Consider the following 26,094-nt stretch of genomic DNA (forward strand, 5'->3'; position numbering starts at 1 on the left):
AGGCGTGCCCCGCGTTTGGGCAGGGTGCGCGGCCATGACAAGACGGATGGACCTTGACCGAGATTTCTGACCAGCCGGGATCGCCGGTACCTTCTGACCTTCTCCCCGTCACCATTGAGGAGGAAATGCGTTCCTCCTACCTCGCTTATGCGATGTCGGTGATTGTCAGCCGCGCCTTGCCGGATGTGCGCGATGGTCTGAAACCCGTGCATCGGCGCATTTTGTATGCCATGCACGAAAGCGGCTTTACGCACGATAAAGCCTATCGCAAATCGGCCCGTGCGGTCGGTGAAGTGATGGGTAAATACCATCCGCATGGTGACGCCTCTATTTATGACGCCATGGTGCGTATGGCGCAGTCCTGGTCCATGCGCGTCAAGCTGATTGACGGGCAGGGGAACTTTGGCTCCGTCGACGGGGATAGCCCGGCGGCCATGCGTTATACGGAAGCGCGTCTGGCCAAGGCCGCGACCTTCCTGCTGAATGACATTGACCGCGATACGGTCGATTTCCAGCCGAACTATGATGAAAGTGAGCATGAACCGACGGTTCTGCCCGCCGCTTTCCCTAACCTGCTCATCAACGGTGCCACCGGTATTGCCGTGGGTATGGCCACCAACATTCCGCCGCATAACCCGTCGGAAGTGATTGATGCGACACTCGCGCTGATCGAAAAGCCCGAGATGGAGCTTGAAGAGCTGATGGAGCACGTGCCGGGACCAGACTTCCCGACCGGCGGCATCATTCTGGGGCGCGCCGGGATTCGCAGTGCGTTCGCCACGGGCCGTGGTGCGGTGATTATTCGTGCCCGTGCTGAGGTTGAGGAAATCCGTAAGGACCGCAAAGCCATTGTGGTGACGGAAATCCCGTATCAGGTGAACAAGGCCACCCTGCAGGAGCGCATTGCCGATCTGGTGCGCAACAAGCAGATTGAAGGCATTTCCGACATCCGCGATGAATCTGACCGCTCCGGGATGCGTGTGGTCATTGAAATCAAGCGTGATGCCACGCCGGAAGTGGTGCTGAACCAGCTTTATCGCTTCACCCAGCTTCAGACCTCCTTTGGTGTGAACATGCTGGCGCTGGATGGCGGCAAGCCCCGCCTGATGGGCCTGAAGGATGTTCTTGAGGCGTTTATCGCCTTCCGTGAAGAAGTCATTCTGCGCCGCTCCCGCTTTGAACTGAACAAGGCGCGGGATCGCGGGCATATCCTCGTCGGTCTGGTCATTGCGGTCGCCAATATTGATGCGGTGATTGCACTGATCCGTGCCGCCCCGGATGCCGCCACAGCGCGTGAATCGCTGATGGCAGCAAGCTGGGATGCGGGCGATGTCGCGCCGCTGCTCGCGCTGATCCATGATGACGGCAACCAGATTATTGATGGCAAGGTCCGTCTGACGGAAGCGCAGGCCCGCGGTATTCTGGAGCTGCGCCTGCAGCGCCTGACTGGGCTTGAGCGTGACAAAATTCAGGGCGAACTGTCTGACGTTGCTGTTCGTATCAATGAACTGCTGGAAATCATCGGCAGCCACATCCGCCGTATGGAAGTGCTGCGTGAGGAAATGATGGCGGCTCGTGCCGAGCTGGCCACGCCGCGCGCGACCGAGATTTCCGATTATGCCGGGGATCAGGATGATGAAAGCCTGATCGAACCCGGCCAGATGGTTGTCACCATCACGCGGGAAGGCTTCATCAAGCGCACCCCGCTGGATGTGTATCGCGCCCAGAACCGGGGTGGCCGTGGCCGCACCGGGGCCGGGACGCGTGGTGATGATATTCTGGTCCGCTCCTTCAATGCGCATACGCACCAGTGGGTGATGTTCTTCTCCTCTGGCGGTAAGGCGTATCGGGAAAAGGTCTGGCGTCTGCCGGAAGCCAGCCCGACCGCTAAGGGCCGTGCGCTGGTCAATCTGCTACCGGACCTCGGTTCGGACAGCATTACGGCTGTGCTGCCGCTGCCGCATGATGAGGAGCTGTGGGAATCCCTGCACCTCGTCTTTGCGACGGCAAGCGGTGGCGTGCGCCGTAACCGCCTGAGCGATTTCCGCAACATCCGCTCTTCCGGCCTCATCGCCATGAAGCTGGATGAAGGCGATAGCCTGATTGGTGTTGCTACCTGTCGGGAAGGGCAGGATGTGTTCCTGGCTACCCGTAAAGCGCGCTGCATCCGCTTCCAGATTACGGACGAGACGCTGCGTGTGTTCGCGGGTCGTGGGTCTTCCGGTGTGCGCGGTATCCGTCTGGCGGAAGGGGATGAAGTTATCAGCCTCGCAGTCCTCAACCATGTTGAAGCTACGGTTGAAGAGCGCTCGGCTTACCTGCGGATGGCCAACGCCAAGCGTCGTGCTGAAAGTGCTGCCGAGGGTGAGGATGAGTCTGAAAACGCCGTCGTTGCGACGGATGAGGATGAAGCAGCCTCCGGCACAGAACTGCTGACGCCCGAACGCTTCACCCAGCTCGAAACTGCGGAAGAAATTCTGCTGGTGGTGAGTGATGGCGGGTTTGGTCGCCGGTCTTCCGCGTATGATTATCGCGTGAGCGGACGTGGCGGGCAGGGCATTACCAACATGACTTTCTCTGCCAACAAGCGCGGGACGGAAGTAGCGGCAACCCTGCAGGTGCTGGATGGCACGGACGTCATGCTGGTCACAGACGCAGGCCGCCTGATCCGTGTGCCGGTTGATCAGGTGCGCGTCATGTCCCGTCAGGCCAGCGGTGTCACACTGTTCCGCCTGAATGAGAACGAGCGCGTCACCAGTGTCTTCCCGGTGATGGATGATGAAGAAGAGGGTGACACTGATCCCGCCGTGGGTGCCGCTCCGGCTCCGGTTGCGGGTGAAGCTCCGCAGGCTGGTCCCGCAGAGGAAGGCAGCGCACCCGCCGGTGACGACGCATGACTGAGACCGTATGTGCCGCACCCCGGCGCATAGGGTTTTACGCGGGGACGTTTGACCCCGTGACCACCGGGCATCTGGACGTGATTGAGCGTGCAGCCCGGCTGGTGGATCGTCTGGTGATTGGCGTTGCGAAAAATCCGGGCAAGAATCCGCTCATGCCGCTGGAAGAGCGGGTGGCCTGTGTGGAAGAAGCCCTGCCAGCCATTGCCGAGCGGGTGGGGGGAGACCTGAAAGTGGTCTCCTTCGATTCCCTGCTGGTGGAAGCAGTTAAGGCGCATGGCGCGTCCCTCATTTTCCGGGGCCTGCGGGTGCTGACGGATTTTGACTATGAAATTCAGATGTCCGGCGTAAACCGCCGTCTGGCTCCGGGCATTGAAACCGTTTTTCTCATGGCGTCTGAACGAACACAGTTCATTTCATCACGTCTTGTGAAAGAAATTGCCGGGTATCACGGGGATATTTCCGAATTTGTGACCCCCGGCACCCAAAAACGCCTGCTCGCCCGGCTTAAGGCGCGGGCAGCGGGGTAACAGGGCCTCAGGCGCTGTTACCAAAGTGTTCAAGGAGAAGTTTTATGACTGCCGACACAGATAAAAACGATCTGATTTATATGGATGTCCCCGAAGGCCGCGTGGTCATCCGCCTGCGTCCGGACATTGCTCCTCTGGCGGCTGAGCGTATCCGTACGCTGTCTGCTCAGGGCTTTTACGATAACGTGCCGTTTCACCGCGTTATTTCCGGTTTCATGGCACAGGCTGGTGACCCGACGGGCACGGGCATGGGCGGCAGCGAACTGCCGGACCTGAAGGCTGAGTTCACGCGGGAGGCTAAATTCCAGCGCGGCACGCTGGGTATGGCCCGTACGTCTGACCCGAACAGCGCCAACAGCCAGTTCTTCATCATGTTCGAACCCTCCCCGCATCTGGATGGCCAGTACACCATTGTGGGCGATGTGATTGAAGGCATGGAACATATCGACAAAATCAAGCGCGGTTCCGGTGGCTCCGGCATGGTGAAAGATCCCGATCGGATCAAAAGCATGCGTCCGGCTTCTGCTGAAAACGCCTGATTTCAGAACTCTGTTTCTGATGTCTGAAAAGCGCGGCCTCTTTGGAGGTCGCGTTTTTTTATGTGTTCTTGCGTAGCCGGATGCCCGCACTCAGAGGGCTCTTTTTGCGGCTGTTTCAGGTTGGGCAGCCACCAAAATGGCCCGCGCAGGCATGGCCCTATAGGGTGGTCAGCAGGGCAAAAGCATGGCTTCCGGGGTGGAAATGAGAGGAAAAATCCTATTTTCTTGCCAGAATAGGGTCTCATCGCTTGACACAATAGGAATGATCCGTTTAGACAGCCTCCAGCAAACACGTCCCGCAGCTCAGGCTGGCGCGATAGTTTGTGAACCAATGGTGTGAGCCGGTAGCTCAGTTGGTAGAGCATTCGACTTTTAATCGAATGGTCGAGGGTTCGAGTCCCTCCCGGCTCACCATTGCTTTTTCTTTCCAGAAAATTCTGATTTTCCAAATGCTACAAAGCAGCGTTGCAAAACACGCTTTAGCAGTAGTGTGTTTATCGGCTCAGGGGATTTCCTTATCCCACGGTGGCACCGGGCCATAGTGGGCAGCGAGAAAATCAATCATGGCCCGCACTTTTAGAGGCGTCGTCAGGCCAGGCGCGTAAACCGCGTGCAGTGGCGGCCCGGGCGTTGGGGGCACGTCCAAGGTCAGGGTTTTCAGGCTTCCAGTCTTCAGGGCGTCGGCCACAATAAAGGTGGGCTGATAGACGATCCCCTGGCCCGCAATGGCGGCCTCACGCAGCACATCCCCATTATTGGCGCAGAGCGGGCCGGAAATGGTCACGGCATGTTCGCCCTGCTCTCCAAAATTCCAGCGTGAGGCGCTGGCGGTGGTCTCGCCCAGCGTATAGCCCAGACACGCATGCTGGTTCAGTTCAGCAAGTGTGGCAGGCGTTCCGGCCCGCTCCAGATAAGCCGGGGCGGCACAGACAACCATGCGGATATCGGCCAGCTTGCGCACGCGCAGGCTGCTGGGGGTGAGCGAGCGGATCCGCAGGGTCAGGTCCCACCCTTCTTCAATCAGATCCACCGTGCGATCATTCACGCCAAGCTCAACCGTCACCAGCGGATACAGGCGGCTGAATTCCGGCAGGAGCGGGGCCACATAGCGGATGGCGAAGGAAACCGGTGCATTCAGCCGCAGGCGGCCACGCGGTTCGCGCCGCTGCTCGGTGACGGTTTGCTCGATTTCTTCCAGTTCAGGCAGAATTTTCTGGCAGCCATCCAGAAACAGGCGTCCGGCTTCCGTCAGGGAGAGCTTACGTGTGCTTCTGTGAAAAAGCGTGCTGCCCAGTCGCGTTTCCAGCGCATTGATGTGCTTGGTCACCATGGTCTGGGAGAGGGAGAGGGCGCGGCCTGCTCCGGTAAAGCTGCCGGTTGCAACAACTTTTACAAAAACCTGCATGCTTGTAATGCGGTCCAGCATAAAAACTCACAGGCTAAAGGTCAGCACATTCCCACCCGGTGCGGGGTGTGGTCGGGGTAGTTTTCCCCGGCTGATGCTTCGGCGCAAGCCCCGGGCGAGGGAACAGACCATCGCCCGGATGCTGTTGCGCCTTTAAACGCTGTTAGCGCAGCATGGGGCGCGGCGGCGGCCGATGGTCATGGTCATGGTGGTCCCAGTCCGGGCGCGGGCCGTGGTCGTGGTGATGATGGTAATGCCCGCCCGCGCAGCTTGTGAGCATCAGCGGGGCAATAAGGCAAAGTGCGGAAAAAATACGTTTCATGAAAGCCTCCTGCAAAAAATAGTCAAAGCCAATAAAGGCAACTGTACGGCATTGTCCCTGTTTTTCAGGACGATCCTCTTTGCTCTTTGTCAGGCTGAGGGAATGATGCAAAAAAAGAGCCATGTCACGCCATGCTGGCGGATTATGCAGGGAGTGTTGGAAAGCGCGTGCCGGGAAACAGAAGGATGCGCAGGATTGCCGCCTGCCTTGTACTGACGCAGGGTCTTGCTCCGCAGGCAGGGCTTCTTGCGCCCCGTGCCGTGTTTGCTGCGCCCGGCGGGGTGGATGGTCTGCATGCTGCTCCCGTTCAGCCGGTTTTGCATGACGGGCTGAACCCGCAAGAGGGCGATGCCTCTCATGCCAGTCTGTTTTTACCGTTTGATGCGCAAACTGGTGTTGCCGCGTTCTGGTCCGGTCCGGATTTTGTGGTGGTGGCAGACCGTCCCGTGCCGGCTTTGGCGCATGCTTCCGGCGGCAGTGGCCTCTTTTCCAGTCTGGATGTCACGGTGCTGGATACCGCCACCCTCATCCGTCTGCATTTGCCGTCCCATCCGCAGCTTTCTCTGTCCCACCAGTCTGATGGATGGGTGTTGCAGGGTGACACGTCGGCCCGGTCCGGCTCCTCGTCCGGCATGACCTCCCACGTGGCGCAGGTGTTCAGGCCGGGCGCGGTGCTTTTTCCGCAGAAGCAGCCGGGGCGGATTATTGCATTGCCTGATCCGGCATCCGGTGGCCGCCTGCTGATTGCGCCCTCTCGTGTTGCGAGTGGTGGCATAGCGCAAGGGCGGCAGGGCGTGGGCTATGGCGTGCGGCCTTCGCTGGAAGGCGTGGTGATTGCAGCCGATTCCAGACAGATCACATTGCGCAGCACGGCGGAGGGAGCGGTGCTTGATGCTGTTGCGCTGCATCCGCTGCCCGTGGGGCAAGCGCCTGATACTGCACAAACAGATACTCACGGGCAGGATTGGGACTGGCTTGGCCTCTCTCATGCCGGAAACAGCTCTAAGCCCTCTACACGTCTGGCGGCGGCGCAGGCCGCGTTTGCCGCAGGCCAGCCCTGGCAGGCTTTGAAAAGTCTGGAAGAAGCGTCCCCGCAAGGTGAGGCTGCGGCGGATGAGAAGATACAAACAGCCCAAACATTTCTACAGGCGGCAGCCTCTCTGCTGACGGGCCGCATCTGGCAGGCGCAGGTTCTGAATGGCGCTCAGTTTGGCGATGCTCCGGCCACGCGCATCTGGCGTGGTCTGTATCTGATGCAAACAGGCCAGAACAGCCGGAACACCTCGATTCTGCTTTCAGCCGGATTTGCACAGTTACAGGCTTACCCGGCCCCGGTGCGTGCGCTGATTCTGCCGCAGGTCGCCACCTATGTCGTGCGGTTTGGGGATGTGGCCGCCGTCAACCTACTGGGAACGCTGCCGGATGATACGGCCTATGATCTCGCAAGGGCGTTGCTAGAGGCACGGGCAGGCCAGACCGAAACCGCCCGTGTGGCGCTGGAAAATCTGACGGCGTCATCGTCCAGTCAGATCACCGCTTATGCCCGTGCAGCACTTGTGGCGGTGATGCTGGATAAGGACATGATTGGCCCGAGTATGGCAGCAGAAGCTTACGGCAAATTGCTGGATAATGACGGCCAGCCCGCAGCACTTCCTGCCGGACCCAAAGCCACCATCAGGTTGGGGCAGGCCCATGCTTTGACACTGGCTGGCCAGCCACAGGCTGCATTGGCGGTGCTGGATAGCGTGCGGGCCGGGCCGGATGCCCCGCAGGATGTGCTGGCTGCAGCGTATCAGGCGACCCTCAAGGCTCTGATTTTCCCTGAGGCGGCCTCAAAGGCGGTCACTCCCCAAGTCGCAAACTCCGCACCTTTGAGTGCCACTGCCCGTTTTGCGCTGGTGGCGTCTCATTTGCGGTTTGTGGAGGAGGGGGCCGGAAAGGCAAAGCTGCTGCTTGGATATGGCCGCCAGTTGCTGGAGGCCGGGCAGCCTGATGCCGCGGCCACGGCGTTTGCTCAGGCCGCTGCCATGCTGGCGGACCCGGTTGCGCGGGCCGAGGCGGAAGATCTGCTGGCGCAAGCCGGCTTGCAGGCCCACCGCCCAGCACTTGTGCAAAGGGCGCTTGAGCGTGCCACAGCCCCCGGCATGCCGGATGATCTGGCCACACAGCGCGCCTATGATGCTGCCCGTCTGGCGGCTGAGAGCGGAGACACCGCCAAAGCCCTGACACTGCTGGCGCAGGATGAAACGGATGCCGGGCTGGATCTGCGCGGAAAACTGTATGAGTCCGAAAAGCGCTGGCCGGAGGCGGTGCTGGTCATTGGCCGTCTGGCCACGCGCGGCTTGCCGGAAGAGGGCGTTCTGACGGAACCGCAACGCGCTCTGGCCCTGCGTCTGGCGAGCGATGCCGCTGCGGCGGGGGATTCGGAAACGCTGCTGCGCCTGAAGGGCTGGCTGGCAGGCCGGACCCTGGGCCGGGAGCGGGATGCTTTGCTTGCTATGCAGATACGGAGCATCAAGCCCCATAGCCCTGCGCATTGAGAAGGGCTCGGGCCGTTTTGTGACGGTTTTTAGAAAAAAATAGGATGTGAACGAGATAAAGCTTGTCATGGGGGGCACGAGTCCTTAGTTACTCGCGCTCTTGGCCCAAGGGGGCGATCCCGCCCAACAGGCTATCTACTGGTTTGGGGGTACGTCGATGAACGCACTTGCTCAACTGGGGATGGTCTCGGAACACCCGAGCAATAACCAGGCAATTTCTGTTCCGGTCTCGTCTGACGATGATCGCAAGGATTACTTCGTCGTAAAAGATGGCGAGAAGTTTGCAGGTACACACCTGCTGGTTGATTTGTGGGATGCCACAAATCTGGACGATCCTGAAAAGATCGACCGCACCCTGTGTGAAGCAGCTCTTGCTGCAGGTGCGACCATTCTGCACAGCCATTTTCACCACTTCACGCCTAATGGTGGCGTGTCTGGCGTGGTTGTGCTGGCCGAAAGCCATATTTCCATCCACACATGGCCGGAGCGTGATTTCGCGGCCGTGGATATCTTCATGTGCGGGGCCTGTGACCCCAATCTGGCGATTCCCGTGATGCAGCGGCTGTTTCAGGCCAAGCGTCTGGAAGTGGATGAACAGCGTCGCGGACGCGTCGCCCTGTAAACACGGCACAGCCCTGTCTGTGTGATGTGTTTTTCCGGCAGGGGCCAGAGCAGACGTTCTGGCCCCTGACCGCTGAATCAGGACTTTAAAAAAATTATGGCCGATCAATGGATTGAAGAAACCCTGTATGACAACTGGGGCCAGCGCTTCCGTGTCAAACAGGAACTTGCCCGCACCACCAGCCCGTTTCAGGACATTGTGGTGTTTGAAAGCGAGTCGCACGGGCGCGTGCTGCTGCTGGATGGGGTCGTGCAGATTACTGAAGGCGATGAATTCGTTTATCAGGAAATGCTCACCCACGTGCCGCTGTTCACGCATGCAGCGCCGCGCAACGTGCTGATTATTGGCGCGGGCGATGGTGGCGTGCTGCGCCGGGTGCTGGAGCATCCGGGTGTGGAAAAAGCCGTGATGGTGGAAATTGATGGCGCCGTCATCGAACTTTCCAAAAAATACCTGCCCAACATTGCCGGTGATGCGTGGAATGACCCGCGTGCTGAGGTGATTGTGGGCGATGGAATCGACTACGTGACCCGTGCGGCGGATGCATCCTTCGATGCCATTATCGTCGATAGCACCGACCCGATTGGCGTGGGCGAAGTCCTGTTTACAGACTCGTTCTATGAACACTGCGCCCGTGTGCTGACGGCCGAAGGGCTGATCGTCAACCAGTGTGGCGTGCCCTTCATGCAGGCGGATGAACTGCATGAAACCAGCCTGCGTCGCGCGAAATTCTTCCCGCATGTGTCGGCTTATGTGGCGGCTGTGCCGACTTACGTTGGCGGATTCATGACGCTGGGCATCGCCTCCAAGGGCAAAAGCCCCGCAGGGCAGGATGTGGCCGCTGTGCGCGTCCGTGCTGAAGCTGCCGGTATTTTGGGAAAAACCCAGTACTGGACGCCGGAAATCCACGTCGGTGCGTTCAATCTGCCGCCCTATATCGCAAAGCACCTGCCTGCGGATAAGGCGTAAAACATTACCAGAGACTCACGGGAACCTTGATTGACTTGCTAACGCAATGATGTCACGGTTCTAACCGCGCAGAGGGAGAGACCGGTCCTGTACCGGCGCCGAAGGAGCAACCGCCCCGGAAACTCTCAGGCAAAAGGACCCTGCGCGGTTAACTTCTGGAGAGAGGCGCCTGTGCGTCCGCCGACGGGATAGCGATCTCAGGCAAAAAAACAGAAGGGGCAGACGGATTATCCTGGTCCGGGGCCCTTATGTTGTCTTGCGTCGTTGGTCTTTTTGCAGCGTATGAAAACCGGCCCGGTCCTCTTACAGAAGGCTGCGGCCATGAGCGCTGAGACTCTCCTTCACACTCCCCTCTTTACTCTGCATGAAGAAGCTGGCGGCAAGATGGTGCCGTTTGCTGGCTATGCCATGCCGCTGAATTATGCCGATGGCATTATGGCGGAGCACCGGCATGTGCGTGAGCATGCCGGCCTGTTTGATGTCTCCCACATGGGGCAGGTCCGTTTGCGCGGCCGCTCTGGTGATGGAGAGGCCGCAGCCCACGCGCTGGAGCGCCTCGTGCCCGCCGATATTGTCGCTCTTAAAACCGGGCGGCAGCGTTATACACAGTTCACCAATGAAAAAGGCGGCATTCTGGATGACCTGATGGTCGCCCGCATGGGGGATTCCCTGCTGCTGGTCATCAACGCCGCCTGTAAGGATGCTGATATCGCGCATCTGCAGGATGAGCTGGCTGATTGTCTGGTGGAAGTGCTGGAAGACCGCGCGCTCCTCGCCCTGCAGGGGCCGGAAGCCGAAGACGCACTGGCCGCACTGGCCCCCGCCGTGCGGGACATGAAGTTTATGGATGTGCGCGACGTGGATGTGGACGGCGCGCTCTGCACCATCTCCCGCTCCGGGTATACGGGTGAAGACGGGTTTGAAATCTCGCTCCCCGCTATGGATGCCTCCCGCGTGGCCCGCAAACTGCTGGAACAGCCTGCTGTGAAACTGATCGGCCTTGGCGCGCGTGACAGCCTGCGTCTGGAAGCCGGGATGTGCCTGTATGGCTCCGATATTGATGAAACGACGACCCCGGTTGAAGCGGCCCTTGAATGGTCCATTCAGAAAAGCCGCCGCCGTGGTGGCGCGCGGGAAGGGGGCTTCCCCGGTGCTGATGTAATTCTGGCGCAGCTGGAAGAGGGCGTCTCCCGCCGCCGTGTTGGCGTGTTGCCGGAAGGCCGCGCCCCCGTGCGTGGCGGTGCGCCGCTGTATGCCGACGTTGAATTTGCAACGCCGCTTGGCAAAGTCACGTCCGGCGCCTTTGGCCCCACGGTGGAAGCCCCTGTTGCCATGGCCTATGTTGCCACGGAGTACGCAGCCCCGCAGACGCCGATTGTCGCGGAACTGCGTGGCCGTGCCGTGCCGGCTACCGTTCACGTCCTGCCGTTTGTTCCCGCCCGTTTCAAACGGTAAGGCCAACGTTTTTCCCTAAGTTTTTTAATTTATCCGTTTTTATGGAGTGCTGACCCAATGACCCTGTATTTCACCAAAGAACATGAATGGCTCCGCGTAGAGGGTGAGACCGCCATTGTTGGCATCACCAAACATGCCGCCGAAGAGCTGGGTGAACTGGTGTTTGTTGAAGCTCGTGACGCCGGCACCGTGGTGCAGGCTGGTGAGTCCATCGCTGTGGTGGAATCCGTTAAGGCCGCGTCTGACATTTACGCGCCGGTGGACGGGGAAGTGCTGGATAACAACCCGCAGCTTTCTGATGACCCGGCACGCGTCAGCTCCGACCCGGAAGGGGAAGGCTGGATTGTCAAATTCCGTCTGTCCAACCCGGACCAGCTGGAGTCCCTGATGGATGCAGACGCCTACGCCGCCTTTATCGCCTGATAAGGCGGCCTCGGGAAACGTCATTACTACTGCTTAGCTTTTTCAGGATACCCCCGCATGTTTTCCATTGCTTCCGGTCCGGGCCGCGCGACTGGTCCTTCTGTTGACACTCTGCCGGCCTTCGCGGGCCTTCAGCCGGAGGCAGGGTCCTTCGTTGGCCGCCATATTGGCCCCACAGAGGCTGATCTGGCTGTCATGCTCAAAACCGTGGGGGCAGCCTCTCTGGAGGCTCTGACGGAGGAAACCATTCCCTCCGCCATCCGCGCCACAAAGCCCATGGGCATTGGCGCGGGCTGGAGCGAAAGCGCTGTTCTGGCCCGCCTGCGGGAACTGGCCGGGCAGAATCAGGTCATGACGTCTCTCATCGGGCAGGGCTATTACGGCACCATCCTGCCCGCCGTTATCCAGCGGAATATTCTGGAAAACCCGGCATGGTATACGGCATATACGCCGTATCAGCCGGAAATCAGTCAGGGCCGTCTGGAAGCACTGCTGAACTTCCAGACTATGATTACGGAACTGACGGGTCTGGATATTGCCAACGCCTCACTGCTGGATGAAGCCACGGCAGCGGCGGAAGCCATGGCGCTGGCGCGGCGTGTTGCAAAATCCAAAGCCACAGCCTTTTTTGTAGATGCAGATTGCCACCCGCAGACCATTGCTGTTCTGAAAACCCGTGCCCTGCCCATGGGCATTACGCTGGTTTACGGCAACCCGCTCACGGATCTGGTGCCCGCGGAGGTGTTCGGTGCGCTGTTCCAGTATCCCGGCACGTCCGGCACGGTGGCGGACCCGCGCAGTGTGATTGAAGCGCTGCATGCGGCCTCCGGCATTGCCGTGATGGCGGCTGACCCGCTGGCGCTGACCCTGCTGACCTCTCCGGGGGAACTAGGGGCGGATATCGCCATTGGTTCAACCCAGCGTTTCGGCATTCCCATGGGCTTTGGTGGCCCGCACGCGGCTTACATGGCGGTGCGCGATGCGTGGAAGCGCAGCATGCCGGGTCGTCTGGTGGGTGTGTCCGTCGATAGCGCGGGCCGTCCGGCCTATCGTCTGGCGCTCCAGACGCGTGAGCAGCATATCCGGCGTGAAAAAGCGACCTCCAATATCTGCACCGCACAGGTTCTGCTGGCCGTTATTGCCGGGATGTATGCGGTCTATCACGGGCCGGAAGGTCTGCGCGCCATTGCCCGCCGCATTAACGGCCTGACCGCCACGCTGGCTGCTGGCCTGCGGGCGCTGGGTGTGACTGTGGAAACCGACGCCTTCTTTGATACCATCACGGTGCAGGCCGGTGCAGGCGTGCAGGACATTCTGGCCCGTGCCCGCTCTGCTGGCATCAACCTGCGGGATGCAGGCCATGGCCGGATTGGCATCAGTCTGGATGAAACCAGCTCTGCGCAGACAGTCGCCTCTGTCTGGTCCGCCTTCTGTGCGGAACAGGGCCGGGTTGACCAGATGATGGCGGCACTGGCTCCGGCTGGCAGCGTGATCCCGGAAGCGCTGGTTCGCAAAAGCGCGTTCCTAACGCAGCCGATTTTCAGTGCATGCAGTTCCGAGACGGATATGCTGCGCTATCTGCGCCGCCTGTCTGATAAGGATCTGGCGCTGGACCGCACCATGATCCCACTCGGCTCCTGCACCATGAAGCTGAACGCCACGGTGGAGATGCTCCCCATCACATGGCCGGGCTTCTGTGACATTCATCCGTTTGCACCCAAAGACCAGACGGAGGGGTATCAAACCCTGTTTGATGATCTGGAAAAATGGCTGTGCGCCATTAGCGGGTATGATGCTGTGTCTTTCCAGCCGAATTCCGGCGCGCAGGGTGAATATGCCGGTCTGCTGGCCATCAGCGCTTATCACCGCGCTCAGGGGGATGCGCATCGCACGGTCTGCCTGATTCCGGCATCTGCTCACGGCACCAACCCGGCGTCCGCCCAGATGGCGGGCATGAAGGTGGTTGTGGTGAAGTGTGATGCTGGCGGCAATATCGACCTTGAAGATATGCAGGCCAAGGTGAAAGCGCACGCAGCAGATCTGGCTGCGGTGATGATCACCTATCCTTCCACACACGGCGTGTTTGAAGAAAGCATGCGCGAAATCTGTGATCTGGTGCATGAAGCCGGTGGTCAGGTTTACGTGGATGGCGCAAACATGAACGCGCAGGTCGGTCTGGCGCGCCCGGCGGATTACGGCGGCGATGTCAGCCACTTTAACCTGCACAAAACCTTCTGCATTCCGCATGGCGGCGGTGGCCCCGGTATGGGGCCGATTGGTGTGCGCGCGCACCTGACACCGTTCCTGCCCGGCAACCCGGCGGACGCGAATACCGAACTGGCCGTGAGTGCGGCGCCGTTTGGGTCCGCGTCTATCCTGCCGATCTCATGGGCCTATATCCGCCTGATGGGAGATGAAGGGCTCCAGCGCGCCACGCAATTTGCTATCCTGAACGCCAACTACATCGTCAGCCGTCTGGTTGATGCCTATCCGGTGCTGTATCGCGGGGCCAAGGGCCGGGTTGCACATGAGTGCATTCTGGACCTGCGCCCTCTGAAAGATATAGCTGGCGTCACGGTGGATGACATGGCTAAGCGTCTGGTGGATTATGGCTTCCACGCCCCGACGGTCAGCTTCCCGGTGGCAGGCACGTTCATGATCGAGCCGACGGAATCTGAAAGCAAAGCGGAACTGGACCGCTTCTGTGATGCCATGCTGGCGATCCGTGAGGAAGTCCGGGCGATTGAAGCCGGTAAGATTACGGCGGAAGAGTCTGCTCTGCGTCACGCCCCTCACACGGCCAGCGTTGTAACGGCAGAACCCTGGGCGCATGCCTATGCCCGTCAGGACGCCTGCTTCCCGCCGGGTGTGAAGGCCGCCACCAAATATTGGCCGCCCGTGGGCCGTATTGATAACGTCCACGGGGACAAAAATCTGATCTGCTCCTGCCCCGATATTGCAGAGTGGATGGAATAAACCCTGCTCCACAAAACAGTTCTGAAAAAGGCGGCGCCTAGGGGTGCCGCCTTTTTTATGTTTGGGTATTGGGGCCAGAGTGTCAGGTTTTCGCCAGAAGCCGTCGCACACCGTCTGTCACATCCCGCTTCGCTCTGTCCGTCAGCGGGGAAGCAAGCATGTCGAAACCATGCACTGCGCGGGCATAGACGATGAGGTCCGTTGGCACCGCTGCTTGCCACAAGCGATGTGCAAACGTGACATCCTCATCCCGGAAAAGATCAAGCGACCCTGTTGTGATGATAGTGGGCGGCAGGCCGGAAAGATCCTGCATGAAGGCGGGGGATAAATAGCCAAACATGGGGTCATTATCAGCAAGGTTTCCGCGCACAGCAGCCCATGCGTGCCGGTTTTGCGCACGGGTCCAGACAAACTCTCCGGTTGTCGGATCATCAGAGGGGGCGTCTGGTCCGCCAGTGCGCAGGTCCAGCATGGGGTAAATCAAAAACTGACCACAGAGCGGGATTTCCCCCCGATCCCGCGCGAGCAGAGCCGTTGCAGCAGCAAGGCAGCCGCCGCCACTATCACCCATGACCATAATGCGGGAGGCGTCCACGCCCAGTGTGCTGGCCTGATGATGCAGCCAGACGAGCGCTGCATAGACGTCTTCCAACCCGCCGGGGAAGGGAACTTCCGGGGCAAGCCGATAGTCTACAGAAACAATCAGCGCTCCGGTTTCCTGCGCCAGCTGGCTGAGTGTTCCGGCCTGCATCTCTGGCGTGCCCGCAATCATCCCGCCACCATGAATATAGAGAATGGCTGGAACTGGCAGCTCAGTTTCCGAAGGGCGGAACAGAAGAACACGCACATCAGGAGCGTCTTTCGGCCCTGCTATATGGCGTTCCTCATAAGACACCGCATCAGAGTTCAGGAGGCTGGTCGTGCCTTCCGCCAGCATGCGGCGAAAGTCCATCAGGTCATCATGGTCCGGATCGAAAGCCGGGAAGGACCCCACTCTGTCACGTTGCGCGGCGTCAACCAGATGAAGGGTTGTCATGCGGACCTCTCTTTGTGTCATTTAATTATTATTTCTATAAATTTCTGAAGGAATACATTCAAGAAACCAAGAAATCCCTCCCATTGTAAGCGCTAAAACGGAGGACTAAGTGTCACAAATCTGTGTCTCGGGGCGGATGCATGATCTGCTATTCTGACAAAATCAGAAAAATGATTGGCTTCATAAGGTAACGTGCAATGGCAAATCGTCCGCGTAAGGAGGCTCCCAGTTCTGGAAAATGGTTTGCTGCCAAACGGTATGGTTATGGGGCAGGGCTTCCCATTGTCTGGCAAGGATGGGTCGCGCTCGCCATGTTCCTGAGCGTCACCCTTGGAACGACGTTCGGGATGCTCTTTCTGCGGCCAGACAAACCGCTTCTGCTCTTGTCTGGGGTGACTCTTATCAATGCGATTGCAGTCGCTCTTTTCCTCTGGATCTGTAAATCCCGAACAGAAGGCGGATGGCGGTGGAGATGGGGAGATAAAGATTGAAAAAAGTGGTCAGATCATAAATTTTCATGAAATTACGATGATGCAGGGCTGTGAAGCGTGGCGGCTAGCAATGAAACCAATGCCATGTGGGTAATAGCGATTTCGTGCCGATAATAACGAATTCGTTTTGAGTTTTGGGCGTAATCATTGCCTGATGCTGTTTTGCAGACAGAGGATTTAAGACGTGATGATGACGCCCCCCGAGGCTCCGCAGGCCGTGCAAACTTTTGGCTTTCAGCAGGTGGATGTGTTTTCCGCTGTTCCGTTGCGTGGCAACCCTCTGGCGGTGGTCGAAAACGCGGATACGCTGCCTGATGCCAAAATGGCGGCACTTGCGCACTGGACCAACCTGAGCGACGACCTTTCTCCTGAACCCCAGTCAGCCCGATGCGGATTACCGCGTCCGTATTTTTACGCCCTATAGTGAACTTCCTTTTGCAGGCCATCCGACTCTTGGAAGTTGCCATGTCTGGCTTTCTTCCAGAGTGTTGCCAGAGGGCAGGGATATTCTGCAGGAGTGTGGGGCAGGGCTGGTCAGAATTCGTCGGGATGGCAATCGGCTGGCTTTTGCCGCTCCCGACCTTTTGCGGAAAGGTGCTGTGGAGCCGGACCTTCTGGCGAAAATCAGAAAAGGCCTCAATCTTTCCGAAAAAGATGTTGTTGCCGCAGAATGGGTTGATAACGGCCCCGGATGGCTGGCGCTGCTCCTGAAAGATCGGAACGCCGTTCTGGCGCTAAAACCTGATTTTGCAGAAATTGCAGGCATCCGGGTGGGCGTTGTTGCCCCCACATCCGGGGAGGATGAAGCCGATTTTGAGGTGCGTGCCTTCTCGGCTGCCGGATTTGAAGATCCTGTTACCGGTAGCCTGAACGCCGGGATTGCGCAGTGGTTAACAGGCACCGGCATTGCAGCACCCGCCTATGTGGCAAGACAAGGCACGGTTCTGGGCCGCGCGGGCAAGGTTTACGTGACACGCTCAGACAAAGATGTCTGGATTGGCGGGGATGTTGTGACCTGCGTGAAAGGCCAGATTTCTTTGTAGGTCTTCCGCATAGTTCTGGAGTTCGCGTAGATGGATGTCTGTGCGTTACTCCCGGCCATGCACAGACCTTTCTTTACCAAAAGCGGTTTTCAGGATTGCGCCGGCGCTGCCCGCAGGCAGAAACGCGTAATTTCCGGTGGGCAGAAAAGGCGCAGGGCAAAGCCGGGCCATAAGCCTGTGCCGTTGCTGACATAGAGCGTCATGCTGCCCACGCTGTAGCGGCCAGAAACGAAACCGTTATTGCCACGCGCCACCATGCGGGCGAGGCCCGGAAGCATCCCGCCATGCGTATGGCCTGACAGTTGCAGAGCCACACCTTGATCAGCAGCATTCTGTGCGGTGCGGGGCTGGTGATCCATCAGCACGACGGGCGCATTGCTCGGGCGGCCAGCAAGGGCTGCTGCCAGATCCGGGCCGGTCTGGCCATGGGCCGGGGCGGAGAGGTCAGTCACACCGGCAAGTACCAGATGCGCGTCGTTGCGGGTCAGAACCGTATGGGCGTTGAGCAGCATGGTCATCCCAAGGCCGGAGAGGTGCTGCATCCATTCGGAATAGTCGAAAAAATATTCGTGGTTGCCGGGAATCGCAAACACACCATCCGGCGCATGCAGGTTTTTCAGCGGGGCAATATCAGCCCGGCGCATGGCTACGGAGCCATCAATAAAATCCCCGGTCACAAGGATCAGGTCGGCTCCGGCGGCATTGGCGCGGTCCACAACGGCTTGCGTCCAGCGCGTCGGGAAGAGGCGGCTGATGTGCAGATCAGTCAGCTGGAGCAGGCGATAGCCTTCAAAAGCAGGAGGCAGGCCGGGAATGGTAACCGTGACATCCCGCACCGGCGGCACCCGAATCGCTCCGGCAACCGCAATGGCTGCCAGCACGCCAGCGACACCCGCTGCCGCAAGGCGCACGGAATCGGGGATGGCGGCAAAGTGCCAGCGCATCAGGGCGTCGACCAGCGCGCCCAGATCCAGCACAATTTGCAAAAGCGCTAAAAACAGGAGGGCCCCAAAAGCCCAGTTGAACAGGATAATCAGCGGGCGCGAGAATTCCGGCACAAACACGGAGCCGGAGGAAAGCTTGCTCCAGTAAAGATACTGGGATGCCCCCAGCATGAGGAGTGCCAGAGGGATTTTGAGCGCCAGAGGCAGAGAGAGCGGCCAGAGCCAGTTCAGGATCACAATCAGGCACGGCAAAGAGGCAGTCAGCAGCAAGGCGATTGGTGTCCTTAACAGGCGTGGCAACAGAGCAGGGGATTATCCTCCGCTTTTGCCCGGCTGTCTGCCTTTCATCTCATCCAGAACCCGATCAAACACATCCGGCCTCCCAAGCGCACGGGCCAGCACAATCGCGCCCTGAATACCCGCGACAATCTGCTCGGCTTGTTCCCGCGCCGCCTGTTCCGTCTGGTGGGTGCGCTGCAATGCGGTGGTCAGGGCCTGAACCCAGCGGGCAAAGTAGTCCCGGATGGCCTCGGCAAACCGGTCCCGACTGTCACTCAGCCCCAGCAGCCCAACCAGACAAACCCTTTGGCCGGAGGCAAAATAGACGCGTACGGCTACAAACATGGCTTCAATCGCCGCTGCGGGGGCGGCGGAGGTGAGCAAAGGCTGAAAAATTTCCGTTTCAAACCAGTGGTCGATACTGGCCAGAACGGCGGTCATCATCTCCTCTTTACCCTTGGGGAAGAAGTGATACAGGCTTCCTTTACCCAGCCCGGTAGCCTGAGAAATCAGGCTCAGGCTCGCTCCTTCATAGCCATGTTCCCGAAAGACTTCCGCCAGAAGCGGAAGAATATCGGCTTTTTCCGTAACCGTGCGCGCCATGGGTCTTAAAGGCCCAGTTCGGTCAGGGAGGGAAAATCATCCGGGCGGCGTGCGCCGGTCCAGAGCAGTTTACGGTCTGTCTGAAGGATCGGCAGGTCATTGATGGAGGCAACGCGCCTGCGCATCAGGCCGTTCTCCTCAAATTCCCACAGTTCATTCCCATAGGAGCGGAACCACTGGCCTGTGCTGTCATGCCATTCATAGGAAAAGCGCACGGCCATCCGATTCAGCCGGAAGCCCCAGAGTTCTTTGACCAGCCGGTAATCCTGTTCCTGCTGCCATTTGCGGGTGAGGAAGGCGATAATCTCTTCGCGTCCCTGAATAAAATCGGTCCGGTTGCGCCAGAAACAGTCCGGCGTATAGGCCTGCGCAACATGCGCGGGGTCCTGACTGTTCCAGGCATCTTCCGCTGCGCGGACCTTCTGGGGGGCTGTCTGTTCGGTGAAGGGGGGAAGGGGAGGTTTGATCATGCGTGTGACTCTGTACCGTTTGGTTAAGAGTTTACCTATCAGTACAAATCATGCTTATGCAAGCGTCATGCAGGCATAAAAAAACCGCCGCCGGATGAACCGGGGCGGTTTCAGAGGATGCGCGGTAAGGAAAGGCCTTACTGCTGGCCATCAAACGTAATGGAGTTGTCCTGCGCACCGCTGGTGATGGGGTGCGCATTTTCCGGGGCTTGCGCCAGCTGGGTTTCGCCGCCCTGCATCTGGGTCTTCTTGGCCCATGCCGTCATGACATCGTTGCGGGGGTTGCTGTTGCGGCGCTCACCGGGGGAGCGTGCATAAATAAAGCCGTAGGTCGGGTAGATGGACCCGTAGGTGCCGGAGCGGTTGTTCAGGGCAACGCGGACGGCGGACCAGTCATTGTTCGGGGAGACGTCAATCACCGGCACGTTGCGGCTGATGCCAGCCTGCGCCCAGTGAGACTGATCAATGATGATCGTGCGGCTGTTCACAACATTCCGCACCACAGCCACATGGCCCAGCGGCATGCGGCGAATGCCACGGAAGTTCAGCACGCTGCCTTCTTCCGGTGCGTTGCCGCGTTCATAAACGCCAGCGGCATTGTGCCACCAGTCCCGTGCATTGCCATGCAGGACGACTTCAGAGGCAGACTTGGCGTAAGCAACACACTGAATGACGTGACCGCCGCCATACCCGCGGTGAGACACAAACTGGCGGCCTGCTGCCGGGTGCCAGCGGCCACCGGCATAACGGCCTGCCGCGTGGTAGGATGCGGTGGAAAAGGTGATTTTATGAACGGAACCATTTCGGTGCCCGTTGCTTACAGTATGACGAGCCTTTGCAGAGGCAGGCTGTATGAAGGCGGATAACGACAGAAGAGAAACAACGGCCATCGCGAGGTTGAGTTTTCCGGGCCGTCTCTGTCGCATTTCAGCGTGCCTTCCCTGCATCACGGTTCAGTCAATGTGGACTTCAGGTATAAACATCTGCGCAAGTCAGGCAAGCGCTCATTGCGGGGCAAATTCGCATGAGGTTGGGTTTGCTGAATCCATGGGTCTAAAAATAGGAAAATAGGAATAAAATCCTATTACCTGCCACGATATTGCCTGATTTGCTTTAATTTTTGGCAGAGTGAAGAAAAGTTGCTGATCTGTTCCAGCCCCATGGATTCGACCCTGCTGTGGCATAGATGCCACGCCGGGCCGTCCCCCACGGAGCCGGAAAAGGCAGGCTTATTTGGTTGTCACAACCATGATTTCGACCAGGATGCGCGGGTTCGTCATCACGGCCTGTACGCAGGCGCGGGCCGGGGCAGCATTTTCCGGCAGCCATGCGCTCCACACCTTGTTCAGGGCGTCACGGTCGTTGATGTCTTTCAGCCAGATCTGGGCCTGCAGCAGGCGGGTGTTGTCCGTGCCGTGCTGTTCCAGCAGGGTGTCCAGCTGTTCCAGAATGTCACGGGTCTGGCCTTCCGCATCGGCGTCCAGATTACGGGCTACAACGCCCTGCGTGAAAATAAAGCCGTGATACTCAACCGCAGCAGAGAGAATCGGGCTGGGGTTCGTGCGCAGAATTTTGCTCATAAGGATCTCTTCAGGTTTTCAGCGCATGCGCTGGCCGGCTCCGTGCCGGCAGACCCTCAGTTTTCAGGGCACGGGCGCATGTGGTCAACCGGGGGCCTGTGCAGAACGTGCATAGGCGGCCAGTCGTTCCGGCGTGTCAAAATCCACAAGCTCCTCCGGGCGGGCCAGAACGCGCTGCACGGCAGGGCTAAGAGTGCGCAGAATCTCCCGGCCTCCCCGGTCGCCCTGCACGGCGGCAAGGGCTGCAAATTGTGTGGCATCCCACACAACCGGGTTGCCGGGTTTGCCATCCCCCCGGTCTGGCGCTGTGGCTGGAGGTTTAAACCGGGCATGGTCCCGCAGCAGTGCGTTCAGCAACGCCACGGAAACCAGCGGCATATCACCCAGACACACCAGCAGGGCAGGCGCATGCTCCGCCCGTGCCACCTGCACCCCGACTCGCAGGGAGGCGGAAAGCCCGTCCTGTGCGTCCTGCGCAATCCGCGTTTCAAGCCGGGGCGTGTCGGGAAAGGCGTTACTTATAAGAGAAGAGAGGTCGGGTCGATCGGGCGGAAGAATGACCACCACCTTGCTCACCGCACTCGCCAGAACAGTGGCCGTTGTACGCACCAGCATCGGCACGCCCTGCGCATCCCGGGCCAGCAGCTTATGATCGGGTGCCGTGCGGGAGGAGCGCCCCGCCGCCAGAACAATAGCGAGGGCGGCGGAGTGCGGAGGCGTTACCACCCCGGATTGTTCGCAAGGGCTGCCTTGCGCCGCACCGCGACAATCTGGGCCAGAATGGACAGCGCGATTTCCTCAGCGCCAATTGCGCCGATTGCCAGCCCGACGGGGCCGTGGATTCGGCTGGTTTCCTGCTCGGAAAACCCGATTTCTCGCAAACGCTCAACCCGGCTGGCCTGTGTCGTGCGGGAACCCAGTGCCCCAACATAAAAAGCAGGACTCCGCAGAGCGACTTCCAGCGTTGGGTCATCTAGCTTGGCGTCATGCGTCAGGGTGACAATGGCGGTCATGTTGTCCACGCCAAGTTCTCCCAACGCGTCATCCGGCCATTCCGTCAGTAGCGTTTCCCCCAGAATAAAGCCGGGGAAGCGTTCCGGGGTGGCCAGAGCTGTGCGCGGGTCAATGACCACGGGGGAAAAGCCTGTCATCCGGGCCATAAGGGCGAGGTGCTGGGCAATATGCACAGCGCCCACAATCAGCAGGCGCGGCGGCGGGGTCAGCGGTTGCAAAAACCAGTCCATCCCCTGTGCATCCGGCTCATTTCTGCACCGGCCAGAGTTGAGACACGCCAGAGCAGCGGGAATCAGCTCCGCCGGAAAGCCGGGGGGCGTGGATTCTGTGGTTAGATCAGAGATTAAAAGATGTTTTACACCGTCCAGCGTGCGGGCCAGCAGCGCACCGGTTCGGGCGGTCTGTTTGGCACAGGCTTCGGCCAGCAATGCTTCAGGCAGCGTGCCGGAGGGACAGGCGGGGGAGTGCACAGCTTCCACCAGCACATCCAGCTTGCCGCCACAGGCCAGCCCGACTTCCCACGCACGGGCGCTGCTTACGCCGTAAGACAGAACTTCCGGCGGTGCCCCCGCCATAATGGCCTGTGCGGCTGTAATTACGTCGGTTTCCACGCAACCGCCGCTCACGGAGCCTTCCACCCGGCCTGTGTCACTAATGGCCATCAGGCTGCCTGCCGGGCGCGGGGAACTGCCCCATGTGCCCACCACGGTAGCGAGGGCCACAGCATGGCCTTCCCGCGCCCATAAAAGAGCGTGGTCCAGTGGAGTGAGTGGCTGGGGTGCGGAAAGAGGGACAGTCATAAAATCCAGTCTATACCAGCCCTTGCAGGCTGTGCCCACGGAAGGAACGTGGGGTCAGGCCTGTCTTTGTGGCAGGTTTCCGTAGGGGCGGGGTCTTGATAGGCAGATGAACAACGCCCATGTCATAACATGAGTGCTATTATAGAGACTGAGGAGTGATTTCATGATTGAATCAAGAGACGGACGCGTCATTTACGTTGTGGCTGATGGCGGGAAAGTCCGTTTCCTGCATGATGGCGAAGGCAAAATGCATGATGTGCAGGACTTCGACAGCGAAAAGCATGAAGCCACTCCGGGCAAGATGCCCACGGGTGCTACGCCGAAAGACGCTGCTAAAGACGGCTTTGCCCGCGTTGTGGCTGACCGCCTGAACGCGCTGGTCAACAGCGGTGAGAAGATTGACGGCTTCGTGCTGGCCGCTCCGGCCCCGGTGCTGCATGAAATCCGCCAGCATCTGAGCAAGCCCGCTGCAGCTAAGCTGATCAAGACCTTTGACAAGGACTTCACCAACATTCCGGCACACGATCTGCGCAAGCATTTTGATATCCCGGCAACGGGTTGGGTCCTGCCGTCCTGATTTCTTAAGTCAGGATTAAGGTCTGAAAAAACTGCCCATGCTCTGCATGCGGCAGTTTTTTTATGGAAAAACCATCTTAAAGTAAGGGGAGAGGCTGCGTGCAAACCGGTCATGGTCCCCACGTAGGCGCATATTTACAGGAAGGAGCCTGACGTCTTGCATCTAGTGTATCCCGACATGCAATTGCAGGTTCTGCCTGTCACCCCATTCCGCCAGAACTGTTCTCTGTTGTGGGATGAAAACACCCGCCACGCGCTGGTGGTGGACCCCGGAGGGGATGCGGACTTCCTGATGGAGGTCATCCGCAAGCGGGGGCTGACGGTGGATGCGATTCTCATCACCCACGGCCATCTGGATCATGCGGGTGGCGTCGCCCCCTTGTACCGCGCTCTGGCAAAGGAGCAGGGGAAAGCGCCAACAGTCATTGGGCCGGACAAGCAGGATCAATTCCTGTTGTCTTCCATTGTGGATCAGGCACGCCATTTCGGTCTGCCCGGTCTGGAAAACGCAACAGTGGACCAGTACACGCAGGACGGAGACCGTCTGGAACTGCTGGGCCGCACTTTTTTAGTCCGCCATATTCCCGGTCACACCCCCGGCCATGTGGTGTTTGTTGATGAAAAAGCCCGTTTTGCTTTTGCGGGAGATACCTTGTTTCGTGGTACAATTGGTCGCACGGACTTCCCTTATGGAAATAGTTCCCTCTTAATATGCAACCTAAAGGAGAAATTACTTCCACTTGGGGACGATATCGTCATTATGCCCGGGCACGGTGGCTCAACCTCGTTGGGAGAGGAACGCGTGAACAATCCGTTCCTCCGTGCTGGCTAACAGGAGTTTGTGAGTGAAACAGGGTATTTGCGGTATGCTGGCCGCCTGCCTGACAGCGGGTGTGCTCTTAGGGGCCAGTCCGGTCAGGGCCGAAGATATGGGGGAGCCGACCCAGGCTCAGGCAACGCTGCCGAAAGAAAACCTCACAATCGCCTCGGCGAATGGTCGTCACGTCTTTTCGGTAGAACTGGCCAAAACGCCGCGCCAGCAGCAGGTGGGGGAAATGTTTCGCACCACCCTGCCTGCGGATAACGGCATGCTGTTCCTGTGGGCAACCCCGCAGCAGAGCGACATGTGGATGGAAAATACGCTGGTCCCGCTGGATATCGTCTTTATCGGGACGGACCACCGGATTCAGGCCATTGCGGAAAATGCCGTGCCACGCAGTCTGGCTCACATCAGCAGCCACGGTCCCGTGGGTGCAACGCTGGAACTGGCAGGTGGGGTGACCGCCAAACTGGGTATTACTGTGGGCGATAAGGTGGAAGCACCGTCTCTGGAGAAAAAATCCTGACGCAGAGCGTTCTGTCCGGGGGGTGCGCACAGCCCCGGCAGCTTGGGTGTAACGGGGCAGTAACGTGACGTTTTTAGTAACCGGAGCAGCCGGGTTTGTTGGCTACCATGTCAGCCAGGCGCTTCTGGAAAGAGGGGAGCGGGTTATCGGCATCGATAACCTCAACTCATATTATAGCCCCGCTCTCAAGCAGGCCCGTCTCGGGCGGCTTGGGCAGGCGCCGGGATTCGTATTTAATCAGCTTGATCTGACACAGCCTGACGCGCTGGACACTCTGGCCGCGCAGGAACCCGATATTCGGGGGATCTTCCATTTCGCGGCACAGGCCGGCGTGCGCTATTCCATGCGGGACCCGTATGTGTTTGCGGACAGTAATGTGCTGGGCCATGTGGCAGTGCTGGAATTTGCCCGCAAACTGAAGCGGCTGGACCATCTGGTCTACGCGTCGTCTTCATCCGTCTATGGGCGGAACACCAGCATGCCGTTTAAGGAAACAGACCGGGTGGATGAGCCCGGCTCCTTCTATGCTGTGACCAAACGGGCCGGAGAGCTGGCCTCTTCCACTTACAGTCATCTGTATGGCCTGCCGCAAACCGGGCTGCGCTTCTTTACGGTCTATGGGCCGTGGGGGCGTCCGGATATGGCCTATTACAGCTTTGCCCGTGCCATTGCGCGGGGGGAAGACGTCACGCTCTATGAGGGTGAGGGGCTGGCGCGGGACTTCACTTATATAGCGGACGTGGTGGCAGGCGTTCTGGCGGTGTATGAAAAACCGCCAGCCGCAGGTGAGGCGCGGGTGCTGAATATCGGCAACCACAGGCCGGAATCCGTGCGTTACCTTGTCTCTCTGCTGGAAACGGAACTGGGCCGGAAAGCAAACCTGCGTCTGTTGCCGCGCCCGCAGGCAGATGTGGAGAAGACGTGGGCGTCCATTGACGCCATTCAGTCTTTAACCGGCTGGCACCCTACAACCGTGCTGGAAGAAGGCGTGCAGCGCTTTGTCTCCTGGTTCCGCACCTATGAGAAACTCACGATAAACGCCTGAATCCTTAAGATGGATTTTCTTTAATGATTAAAAGGGGCCCCATAAGGGGTCTCCCCGGTGGGGTAAAAACCGATTCAGCCCCGGTTTCCCGCCATTTTGAATAAAGTTTCAAAGCGTGTTGACAGGGTCGGCTCAATCCCTTAGAAACCGCTTCACCGGACGAGATCACGGTTGGCAGCTTCCTCTGGA

The 26,094-nt window shown here is 59.2% G+C and carries 24 protein-coding genes, 1 tRNA gene, 1 pseudogene and 1 riboswitch; of the genes and pseudogenes, 16 read left to right on the forward strand and 10 right to left on the reverse strand.

Annotated elements, in window-relative coordinates:
• Positions 1 to 53 precede the first annotated feature (53 nt).
• The 4 genes from gyrA to AD930_RS07280 all read left to right on the forward strand — a co-directional run bounded on the left by gyrA (position 54) and on the right by AD930_RS07280 (position 4,380).
• Positions 54 to 2,897 (forward strand): DNA gyrase subunit A, encoded by a 2,844-nt coding sequence (gene gyrA, locus AD930_RS07265; protein ID WP_061505671.1) that lies wholly within the window; start codon positions 54 to 56, stop codon positions 2,895 to 2,897.
• Positions 2,894 to 3,427 (forward strand): pantetheine-phosphate adenylyltransferase, encoded by a 534-nt coding sequence (coaD, locus tag AD930_RS07270; protein WP_043549306.1) that lies wholly within the window; start codon positions 2,894 to 2,896, stop codon positions 3,425 to 3,427. The genes gyrA and coaD overlap by 4 nt, the downstream gene beginning before the upstream one ends.
• A 44-nt stretch (positions 3,428 to 3,471) precedes the next feature.
• The gene (locus tag AD930_RS07275; protein ID WP_043549305.1) at positions 3,472 to 3,966 is read left to right on the forward strand and encodes a peptidylprolyl isomerase; all 495 of its coding nucleotides are present in this window, start codon (positions 3,472 to 3,474) and stop codon (positions 3,964 to 3,966) included.
• Positions 3,967 to 4,304: 338 nt separating this feature from the next.
• A tRNA-Lys gene (locus tag AD930_RS07280) sits at positions 4,305 to 4,380 on the forward strand.
• Between the two features lie 88 nt (positions 4,381 to 4,468).
• Here the strand turns inward: AD930_RS07280 and AD930_RS07285 are convergent.
• Together AD930_RS07285 and AD930_RS17755 are read right to left on the reverse strand one after the other, a co-directional pair.
• Complete coding sequence (locus AD930_RS07285; protein ID WP_061505672.1) at positions 4,469 to 5,392, reverse strand: LysR family transcriptional regulator; 924 nt, start codon at positions 5,390 to 5,392, stop codon at positions 4,469 to 4,471.
• Between the two features lie 142 nt (positions 5,393 to 5,534).
• Positions 5,535 to 5,693, reverse strand: a complete 159-nt coding sequence (locus AD930_RS17755; RefSeq protein WP_156476915.1) for a hypothetical protein — start codon at positions 5,691 to 5,693, stop codon at positions 5,535 to 5,537.
• Between the two features lie 131 nt (positions 5,694 to 5,824).
• Between AD930_RS17755 and AD930_RS07295 the strand changes: the two genes are divergently transcribed.
• From AD930_RS07295 to gcvP, 6 genes are all read left to right on the forward strand, one after another.
• Positions 5,825 to 8,233 (forward strand): hypothetical protein, encoded by a 2,409-nt coding sequence (locus tag AD930_RS07295; protein ID WP_061505674.1) that lies wholly within the window; start codon positions 5,825 to 5,827, stop codon positions 8,231 to 8,233.
• Between the two features lie 157 nt (positions 8,234 to 8,390).
• The gene (speD, locus tag AD930_RS07300) at positions 8,391 to 8,855 is read left to right on the forward strand and encodes an adenosylmethionine decarboxylase (protein WP_025825026.1); all 465 of its coding nucleotides are present in this window, start codon (positions 8,391 to 8,393) and stop codon (positions 8,853 to 8,855) included.
• A 96-nt stretch (positions 8,856 to 8,951) separates the two neighbouring features.
• Positions 8,952 to 9,824: a polyamine aminopropyltransferase gene (gene speE / locus AD930_RS07305; protein ID WP_061505675.1), complete on the forward strand. Its 873-nt coding sequence runs from the start codon at positions 8,952 to 8,954 to the stop codon at positions 9,822 to 9,824.
• 62 nt (positions 9,825 to 9,886) lie between these two features.
• Positions 9,887 to 9,974, forward strand: a riboswitch (glycine riboswitch).
• 171 nt (positions 9,975 to 10,145) lie between these two features.
• The gene (gene gcvT, locus AD930_RS07310; protein WP_061505676.1) at positions 10,146 to 11,279 is read left to right on the forward strand and encodes a glycine cleavage system aminomethyltransferase GcvT; all 1,134 of its coding nucleotides are present in this window, start codon (positions 10,146 to 10,148) and stop codon (positions 11,277 to 11,279) included.
• Between the two features lie 57 nt (positions 11,280 to 11,336).
• Positions 11,337 to 11,702, forward strand: a complete 366-nt coding sequence (gene gcvH / locus AD930_RS07315; protein ID WP_061505677.1) for a glycine cleavage system protein GcvH — start codon at positions 11,337 to 11,339, stop codon at positions 11,700 to 11,702.
• A gap of 57 nt (positions 11,703 to 11,759) precedes the next feature.
• Positions 11,760 to 14,678, forward strand: a complete 2,919-nt coding sequence (gene gcvP / locus AD930_RS07320) for an aminomethyl-transferring glycine dehydrogenase (protein WP_082781748.1) — start codon at positions 11,760 to 11,762, stop codon at positions 14,676 to 14,678.
• An 82-nt stretch (positions 14,679 to 14,760) separates the two neighbouring features.
• On the opposite strand, the gene AD930_RS07325 is transcribed toward gcvP, so the two are convergent.
• On the reverse strand, positions 14,761 to 15,714 hold the full coding sequence (locus AD930_RS07325) for an alpha/beta hydrolase (protein ID WP_061505697.1): 954 nt from the start codon (positions 15,712 to 15,714) through the stop codon (positions 14,761 to 14,763).
• A 197-nt stretch (positions 15,715 to 15,911) separates the two neighbouring features.
• Between AD930_RS07325 and AD930_RS07330 the strand changes: the two genes are divergently transcribed.
• Positions 15,912 to 16,205, forward strand: a complete 294-nt coding sequence (locus AD930_RS07330; protein ID WP_061505678.1) for a hypothetical protein — start codon at positions 15,912 to 15,914, stop codon at positions 16,203 to 16,205.
• Between the two features lie 190 nt (positions 16,206 to 16,395).
• Positions 16,396 to 17,248, forward strand: a pseudogene (locus tag AD930_RS07335) (PhzF family phenazine biosynthesis protein).
• Positions 17,249 to 17,337: 89 nt separating this feature from the next.
• Here AD930_RS07335 and AD930_RS07340 read toward each other — a convergent pair.
• From AD930_RS07340 to AD930_RS07370, 7 genes are all read right to left on the reverse strand, one after another.
• Entirely contained in the window at positions 17,338 to 18,462 is a 1,125-nt protein-coding gene (locus tag AD930_RS07340) for a metallophosphoesterase (protein WP_061505679.1), read from the reverse strand.
• 42 nt (positions 18,463 to 18,504) lie between these two features.
• Complete coding sequence (locus tag AD930_RS07345; protein ID WP_061505680.1) at positions 18,505 to 19,074, reverse strand: TetR/AcrR family transcriptional regulator; 570 nt, start codon at positions 19,072 to 19,074, stop codon at positions 18,505 to 18,507.
• Between the two features lie 5 nt (positions 19,075 to 19,079).
• Complete coding sequence (locus tag AD930_RS07350) at positions 19,080 to 19,544, reverse strand: nuclear transport factor 2 family protein (RefSeq protein ID WP_061505681.1); 465 nt, start codon at positions 19,542 to 19,544, stop codon at positions 19,080 to 19,082.
• Positions 19,545 to 19,681: 137 nt separating this feature from the next.
• Positions 19,682 to 20,470, reverse strand: coding sequence for a CHAP domain-containing protein (locus AD930_RS07355; protein ID WP_043549293.1), 789 nt, complete (start codon positions 20,468 to 20,470; stop codon positions 19,682 to 19,684).
• 303 nt (positions 20,471 to 20,773) lie between these two features.
• Complete coding sequence (locus AD930_RS07360) at positions 20,774 to 21,124, reverse strand: RidA family protein (RefSeq protein ID WP_061502707.1); 351 nt, start codon at positions 21,122 to 21,124, stop codon at positions 20,774 to 20,776.
• Between the two features lie 84 nt (positions 21,125 to 21,208).
• The gene (locus AD930_RS07365) at positions 21,209 to 21,850 is read right to left on the reverse strand and encodes a nucleotidyltransferase family protein (protein WP_061505682.1); all 642 of its coding nucleotides are present in this window, start codon (positions 21,848 to 21,850) and stop codon (positions 21,209 to 21,211) included.
• Positions 21,844 to 22,938, reverse strand: a complete 1,095-nt coding sequence (locus AD930_RS07370) for an XdhC family protein (RefSeq protein WP_061505698.1) — start codon at positions 22,936 to 22,938, stop codon at positions 21,844 to 21,846. The genes AD930_RS07365 and AD930_RS07370 overlap by 7 nt, the downstream gene beginning before the upstream one ends.
• Positions 22,939 to 23,101: 163 nt before the next feature.
• On the opposite strand from AD930_RS07370, the gene AD930_RS07375 reads away from it, so the two are divergent.
• The 4 genes from AD930_RS07375 to AD930_RS07390 all read left to right on the forward strand — a co-directional run bounded on the left by AD930_RS07375 (position 23,102) and on the right by AD930_RS07390 (position 25,905).
• Entirely contained in the window at positions 23,102 to 23,515 is a 414-nt protein-coding gene (locus tag AD930_RS07375) for a host attachment protein (RefSeq protein WP_061502711.1), read from the forward strand.
• Between the two features lie 156 nt (positions 23,516 to 23,671).
• Complete coding sequence (locus tag AD930_RS07380) at positions 23,672 to 24,346, forward strand: MBL fold metallo-hydrolase (protein ID WP_082781749.1); 675 nt, start codon at positions 23,672 to 23,674, stop codon at positions 24,344 to 24,346.
• Positions 24,347 to 24,380: 34 nt separating this feature from the next.
• Positions 24,381 to 24,860, forward strand: coding sequence for a DUF192 domain-containing protein (locus AD930_RS07385; RefSeq protein ID WP_043549285.1), 480 nt, complete (start codon positions 24,381 to 24,383; stop codon positions 24,858 to 24,860).
• Positions 24,861 to 24,924: 64 nt separating this feature from the next.
• Entirely contained in the window at positions 24,925 to 25,905 is a 981-nt protein-coding gene (locus tag AD930_RS07390) for an NAD-dependent epimerase/dehydratase family protein (protein WP_061505684.1), read from the forward strand.
• The last annotated feature ends 189 nt before the right edge of the window (positions 25,906 to 26,094 follow it).

The organism is Acetobacter malorum (genome assembly GCF_001580615.1).
In the GTDB taxonomy this organism is placed as follows: domain Bacteria; phylum Pseudomonadota; class Alphaproteobacteria; order Acetobacterales; family Acetobacteraceae; genus Acetobacter; species Acetobacter malorum.